The organism is Mammaliicoccus sp. B-M6, from assembly GCF_022386965.1.
GTDB lineage: Bacteria > Bacillota > Bacilli > Staphylococcales > Staphylococcaceae > Mammaliicoccus > Mammaliicoccus sciuri_A.
This window is the reverse complement of the sequence record NZ_JAJNHJ010000094.1, coordinates 1-290: the sequence shown is the minus strand read 5'-3', so window position 1 is coordinate 290 and position 290 is coordinate 1. Positions and strand designations below refer to the sequence as shown.

The window sequence follows — 290 nt, the reverse complement described above, 5'->3', positions numbered from 1 at the left end:
CTCTATCATTTCTTTTAGTGGATTGATCACTATATCTAATGTAGGACGACTTGAGATTTTGAAACTGATAATCTCTGAACTATATAAGTCCATAAAAGGTGATAAATATAATTTTTGACCATTCATTAATTTGAACTCTGTAATATCTGTCACGACTTTTTGAAATGGGAGATTTGTTTTAAATCTACGATTTAATATGTTTTGAGCTACTTTACCAACTTTACCTTTAAAGGAACGATACTTACGGCCTCTATGTGTGAACTTTGTACAAGTTAGATTATATTCTTTCA

The 290-nt window shown here is 29.7% G+C and carries 1 protein-coding gene; it reads right to left on the bottom strand.

Annotation, left to right across the window (positions count from 1 at the left end; genetic code table 11):
• Positions 1-290: DDE-type integrase/transposase/recombinase (locus tag LQ693_RS13570; protein WP_345772687.1), on the bottom strand; the 290-nt coding region annotated here is incomplete at both ends.